This window comes from Sulfurimonas sp. (genome assembly GCF_027056685.1).
In the GTDB taxonomy this organism is placed as follows: domain Bacteria; phylum Campylobacterota; class Campylobacteria; order Campylobacterales; family Sulfurimonadaceae; genus Sulfurimonas.
On sequence record NZ_JALUKE010000245.1, the window covers coordinates 1 to 6,292 of the forward strand.

Here is a 6,292-nt window from a genome sequence, read left to right on the forward strand (position 1 = left end):
AATGGGGGAGGGCTAGAGCTTGGTTGGTTGCCTCCACTTTTAAGAAACGCAAATAATCCTAAGATTAGAAACGGAGCAAAAGGCTTTTTAGATATGTCTCACTTTGTGCATATGATAGATGTTCCTACTTCTGTCTCTCGTGCATTTGGAGATATTCATGCACAAGGAAATCCTCACTACTCTAGTGACCCACATATTGTTTTAACTATGGCAAAAGCGATAGAGAAAAAACTTGCTCAGATTGATCCTTCTCATGAATCGGCATATCAAAAAAATCTTGCAAACTTTACAAAAGAGTGGCAAGTATATCTTACAAAATATGATGCAAATATGCAGATGTGTAAAACCAAAAAAGTAGTACAGTATCATGAACTATTTAACTACTTTTTGAAACAGTACAACATTAAAAGTTATGGTACTATTGAGCCTCTTCCCGGAATCGCTCCAAGTTCAAGACATACTTTAGCACTCATTCAAACTATGCGTGAGAATGGTGTAAAAACAATTTTACAAGATGTTTATCATGAGAGAAAAACAGCGAAATTTATAGCAGATAAAACAGGTGCAAGAGTTGCCATCATTCCTCATGATTTAGGTGCTGATGGTTCAAAAACACTTCAAGAGTTTTATAACAAAATAGCAAATAGAATATGCAAATAGTAGAACTTTTATGGCCAGCCTTTGTGCTTGCCATAGCTTTGGTCTTTATTCACACCGTTTTTGGGCTTGAAATCATTAAACGGGGTGTTATATTTACTGACCTCGCCATTGGTCAAATTGCAGCTATTGGAATGGCAATAAGTGTTGCGTTTATGCACTCTCACTACCAAAGTGCCATGACCTTTTTGTTTGCTTTTTTAGCAGCACTCGTCATTACTTGGGCTACAAAAAAAGTGCAAAAAATAGAAGCCTTTATAGGGCTTTTGTATGCACTGGGCATTTCATCTATTATGCTTATTTTGGCGCAAAGTGCGGAGGGTACAGAACTTTTCTCAAAACTAAGTGCGGCAGATATTCTCTTTACTTCTAGTGATGAACTCTACAAGAGTTTGGCAATTTACGGAGGCGTTGCGTTTGTTATGTTTGTTATTTATCCTCGTTTAAACGCAGCGCTAAAAGAGTTTACCTTTTTTACTATGCTTGCTGTAACTGTCACATCATCGGTGCAATCAGCAGGTGTTTTAGTGGTCTTTTCTCTGCTTATAGCGCCTTCGTATGCAGGACTTATGCAAAAAAAGATGCCACCATTTGGCTTTGCAACACTCTTTGGTTCACTCGGTGTTTTACTCGCACTTATTGGCTCATATTACCTTGATTTACCTACTGGCTATGCTATTATTTTCGTAACAGTGCTGACTTCACTTACTTTTGTTGTGTTTTCAAGTATAATAACAATAAAAAAGTAGGATAGCGTATGATAAGTAGGATTTTAGTTGGGTTACAGTTTTTTTTCATCTTTTTGATGATTTTACCATTAGACACGCAAACGCAGCATCCTTATGTAGGGGTTTTTATTACTCTTGTCGGTGTAGGTATAGGTCTTTTAGGAATTTATGAGCATAAAAGTGGTAACTTTAACATCCGTCCTACCATTAAAGAGAACTGTGAACTTGTGACAACAGGCATTTATGCTTACATTCGCCATCCTATGTATCTCTCTGTTCTTGTGGCTATGTTTGGTGTTGCTGTAATCTACTTTACATACTATGAATTTGCTGTCTATGTTTTACTTTTTGTGACTATGTTTATAAAAATGTTTTATGAAGAGAGCCTTTGGAAATGCCATACTCCTGCTTATATTGAGTATATGAAAAAAACGAAGCGTTTTTTACCATTTGTTTTTTAATAGATACTCAAGAAAATCATGGAGTAGTAAATAATGGATATAGTACTTTTAGTAAAATCAATAGCAGGGCTTAGCGCAATACTTGTTATATTGCTTTTGTTTTTTATTTATACATCTAAAAATAAAAGTAAAAAAAAAAAGAAAAAAAAGAGTTATACTTCGCCAAGACCACCAAAACCAAAATATGATTGGGACACTCTTATAAAAGTTGTGCGAAACAGACAAGCAACTACCCAAGAGCTTCAAGAGACGCTTGCGCTTATTTTAAAATATCATGGCACGATTGCACCAAAATTAGGAATTAGAGCAAATCCTGAATTTGATAAATATGCAGAAGTCCTATTGCGCCTATGTAGGCATCCAAATACAAATAAAGACCTCATAATTGATTTTGATAAAGAGCTAGAGAAGAAAAATCCTGAGTACATCAAAGAGATAAATGATGCACTTACAAAGGGGTTAAACTCCAGAGGAGTTTAAGCATTTAGTTTTTGTAAACTATTTGTTTTTTGCAGTTGCTTCTTGTACGGCAGTGAGTAACTCTTCAAAGCCTACCTCACTTGAATGTTCTACTTTTTCAAGTGTATTAAGCGCTGCATTCAAGTCACCCTGTTTTGCCTCTTTCATCGCTGCTTTAAGACCTTGATGAACAGTTGCATGATGTTTTGAGATGCTTGCTATATGTGAGTTTCCTTTCAGTAGGGTTGATGAGACTTGCGTAAACCATCTACCAAAGCGACAACTATTTTCATCTGCAATGCTTACTTCTTCTTTTGCCATAATAGCTTTGTAAGCGATGATTTTGAGTGCGATATGGTCGATTTTTCCATTACTTACATTAAACTCATTTGTAAGGTTTTCTGTTTTTGCTTTTATCTCATTACTGTTTTGTACGACCATAGTGATGTTTTCACCAAAGACATCGAGAATTTCCATTACTTTGCCTGTCTCATCGGCAAATGTGTTGCTGATCTCCATCATAGAGTTAGAGTTTTGCTTAAGACCATTAATGTTTATCTCTACCTCTTGAGTTGCTTTTTGTGTACGCTCTGCAAGTTTTCTTACTTCATCGGCAACCACGGCAAATCCACGACCATGCTCACCTGCACGGGCTGCTTCTATAGCTGCGTTTAGCGCAAGGAGATTTGTCTGGTCTGAAATATCTTTAATAAGGTTAATGATTTCTGCAATTGACATTACGCTATCGTTCAGTGAGTTCGCGTCATCTCCAAGAGTATTGGCATGCTCTTGAATGTTTTCAATAGTAGAAGAGATCTCTTGCGTTTGAGTATTGACATTTATCATTCTGTCATTTGTTTTTGCATTAAGTTCGTTTATCTCTTCAAGTTGCTCAAGGTTTTCTTCTATGGTTCCTTGTAGGAAATTTGTACCACTGCTGTAACTGTTGATAATAATATTTTCAAGACGGTCATCTTGTGTATCTTCTGTTTTTATGATATTTTGATTTGACTGAAGCTGATGAATTTGATTTCTTAGTGACGCATTCTCCTCTTCAAGACTTTTTACCCTCTCTTTATATGCTTTTTCAAGCTTTTCTATCTTTGCGCTGCATCCAAACATTACCGCTCCCTTTAATTTTTCTATTATATTAATTTTAAATATTTTAACATATCAAGCTTAAATGTTTTGCCTTTTATTGAAACCTGAACTTCCTAGTTTCGCATTTACTTGAAAATTTGTAGCATAGGGTTTTAGGTAGGCAGGTATTGCACGCCCTTTGAGTTTCATCATATCATGAAGCATCTTATCTGCGATGGTTTGTATCTCCACTCTTTTCACTTCACTAAGATAGTCAAAAAGAAGTTCCCCTTGTCTTTGGAGTGAGATTTTCCAAGTAGAATCTGTCTGTTCATATATCCACAAACCAAAAGCATAAAAGTTTTTAAAGACCTGCGGTTTTTCACTCTCTTTACCCCAAAGAAGATGCAGGGAGCTTTTAAAGTTACCGCTATTGTAAAACAAATCCCAAAATCGTGAAAAGCGTTTCATAATCTGAATATCTTCAAAACTAAGCTTGGAATTTTTTAAAATATCATAAGGCGGAATATCGCTATAGACCATACCATGTGTGATGTCATGGCGTGTGATGTGCGTTCCTGAGAGCTTTTTAAGTATGCCTATTTGTATCTCACAACTACTCATCTGCATCAACTCATCAAGATTATTTCCAAAACTCTCTAAACTCTCCCCAGGGAGTCCGACTATTAAATCAAGGTGGATATGTGCTGTCGTTTCATTCTCTAAAAATTTAATGTTCTCTTTTATTTTGTCAAGTTTAAGTTGTCTTGAGATGTTGTTTGCTATTTCAAGATTAAGCGTTTGTATGCCTATTTCAAGTTGCAGTGCTCCATGAGGAAATCGTTGGATTTTCTCTCTTAGTGATGCTGGAAAATGGTCAGGGATAACTTCAAAGTGAGCAAAATAGGGTGGCTCTTTGTCTAAAAAGAAGTCTAAAATTTTGTTAGCAGATTTCATATTTAAGTTAAAAGTTCTATCGACAAATTTAAAGTTTCTAGCACCTCTTTGCCAAAGTATTTCAAACTCATGAAGCACTTCATCAAGATTAAAAGCACGCACCTTTTCATCCATAGAAGAGAGACAAAACTCACACTCAAAGGGGCAACCTCGAGAAATTTCTACATAAATGTAACGGTTTTTGATGTCATCATCTGTGTAGTATTTGTAAGGAAGTTTTATCTCTTTTAGATTTGGCAGGCTCATTCTGCTTATACGCTCTTGTGGCGTTTTTGAGATGATGTTTTTGCATAAGTTGTAAAAGGCTAAATCTCCCTCACCTTGAATGATGTAATCTGCATCATCATAATTGACACGAAACGGCAAGTAGGTCACTTCTGGACCACCAAGGACAACGATAGTCTCAGGAGATACTTTTTTGAGAATGTGAATAAGCTCACGAATATGTGAAGCATTCCAAATATAAACTCCAAGACCTATGACATCTGGAGCATTATGTAAAAGCTTCTCGGCAATAGTCTGTATAGCATCATTAATGCTAAATTCTAAAATAGTTGTATTACTTTGAAGTTCCTGCATATTTGCATAAATATAACGAAGTCCAATGGCACTATGAGTAAATCTTGAGTTAAGTGTAGAGAGAATAATTTTCATAAAGGAAGTTTAGCATAAGTTTGAATGAAAAAGTTAGGAAGAAAAACAGCTGAGAGTAAAAAGGGGGAAAACCCAGCTGTTTTAAAAATTTATAGGAGTATTTTATCTCTTCTTATGAAAGGGGGAAAACATAATTGAGATGCTGAAATTATAATAATTATAAGTTAATGTTTGGTAAATATCACCTATTTCTCTCGTAATTCCTCATATTCATCTAACATTGCATCAAGCTCACTAAATAGTTTAAGGGATGCATCCTCCATAACCGTAAAGTTTTGTGTAATCTGTTTTGGATGGTCATACTTAAGAACTGTACCATCATGAACAAAAACCATATTTTTAAAGACGCTGTTATGTACAACTGCATGGTTTGCATCCATTGCTTTAAATGATGGAGTTTTTCCAAAGCGTTCTGCACCAGCATTTTGGTACCATTTTCCAAGACGACAGTTGTAGTGGTCAGGGAACTTTGCATCTTTGTTTTGTGAAAGGACTGAAGAGTAGGCATTTGACTTAAAGAGAATGTGATCGACTTTGACAAGGGTTGTAAAGAGACGGTTTTGGAGTCTAATTGCAACGGTATTGGAACCTTTTGCCAAAGAGTTAAGCTCTGTAAAGGCATTTTCAAACTCATTGATGGCAGAGCTTGATTCCTGTGCTATGTTACTTATTTCATCAGAGTTGCCACGCATATCGTTTGCCTCTTGTTGGAGGGTTGAGATGGTGATTTCTATCTCATTCGTTGCTTTTTGTGTGCGCTCTGCAAGTTTACGCACCTCATCAGCAACTACGGCAAAGCCACGACCATGTTCACCTGCACGCGCTGCCTCTATGGCTGCGTTTAGTGCAAGAAGGTTTGTCTGGTCTGCAATATCTTTAATGAGCCCTATAACTTCAGAAATCTCACGAGAGCGCCCCTCAAGGCTAATAATTCCCTCATGAGAAGAGGCAATGAGCTCAACGAGAGTAGAGAGTCTTTGTGTAATATCTACAACATTAGAAAGATTTTCAGCTGCCTGATCTGCTGTTTGTGCCGATACATCAACAATAGCTTCTGCATTATCAGAAGATTGCAGGAGGTCTGTTTGTAAAATCCCAAGCCCTCTCGCTACACCACCACCCAGTCTTGTAAAGTTTGCAGAGAGTTCACCGAGCATTTTTGTCTCATATCCGCTTGCAATGGAAGTAATGGCAGCATTAACTTTTGAAGATGCATAGTGATAAATTCCATGAAGACCCTGTGGAAAGGCAACTCTATATGTTTTACCATTTGAAGCTGCTTCGATGGTAGTTGTA

7 protein-coding genes and 1 pseudogene are annotated in these 6,292 nt (G+C 36.6%); 4 read left to right on the forward strand and 4 right to left on the reverse strand.

Annotated features, from left to right (window positions below; translation table 11 throughout):
* The 4 genes from MVY38_RS10775 to MVY38_RS10790 form a co-directional block, all read left to right on the forward strand.
* Positions 1-660, forward strand: a 660-nt coding sequence (locus MVY38_RS10775; RefSeq protein WP_297486119.1) for a metal ABC transporter substrate-binding protein, incomplete at its 5' end; no start/stop codon positions are given.
* Positions 651-1,406, forward strand: coding sequence for a metal ABC transporter permease (locus MVY38_RS10780; protein WP_297486121.1), 756 nt, complete (start codon positions 651-653; stop codon positions 1,404-1,406). The genes MVY38_RS10775 and MVY38_RS10780, both read left to right, overlap by 10 nt.
* Positions 1,407-1,414: 8 nt before the next feature.
* Positions 1,415-1,846 (forward strand): isoprenylcysteine carboxylmethyltransferase family protein, encoded by a 432-nt coding sequence (locus MVY38_RS10785; protein WP_297486123.1) that lies wholly within the window; start codon positions 1,415-1,417, stop codon positions 1,844-1,846.
* A 33-nt stretch (positions 1,847-1,879) separates the two neighbouring features.
* Positions 1,880-2,326 (forward strand): hypothetical protein, encoded by a 447-nt coding sequence (locus tag MVY38_RS10790; protein ID WP_297486125.1) that lies wholly within the window; start codon positions 1,880-1,882, stop codon positions 2,324-2,326.
* 18 nt (positions 2,327-2,344) lie between these two features.
* On the opposite strand, the gene MVY38_RS11060 is transcribed toward MVY38_RS10790, so the two are convergent.
* From MVY38_RS11060 to MVY38_RS10805, 4 genes and pseudogenes are all read right to left on the reverse strand, one after another.
* Positions 2,345-2,668, reverse strand: coding sequence for a CZB domain-containing protein (locus MVY38_RS11060; RefSeq protein ID WP_366939801.1), 324 nt, complete (start codon positions 2,666-2,668; stop codon positions 2,345-2,347).
* Positions 2,666-3,427: pseudogene (locus MVY38_RS11065) on the reverse strand (methyl-accepting chemotaxis protein); the annotation flags it as partial. The pseudogene MVY38_RS11065 and the gene MVY38_RS11060, both read right to left, overlap by 3 nt.
* A 57-nt stretch (positions 3,428-3,484) precedes the next feature.
* Positions 3,485-4,996 carry a B12-binding domain-containing radical SAM protein gene (locus MVY38_RS10800; RefSeq protein ID WP_297486126.1) on the reverse strand — a complete coding sequence of 504 codons (1,512 nt, stop codon included), beginning with the start codon at positions 4,994-4,996 and terminating at the stop codon, positions 3,485-3,487.
* Between the two features lie 185 nt (positions 4,997-5,181).
* The coding region (locus MVY38_RS10805; protein ID WP_297486129.1) for a methyl-accepting chemotaxis protein at positions 5,182-6,292 on the reverse strand (1,111 nt) is incomplete at its 5' end.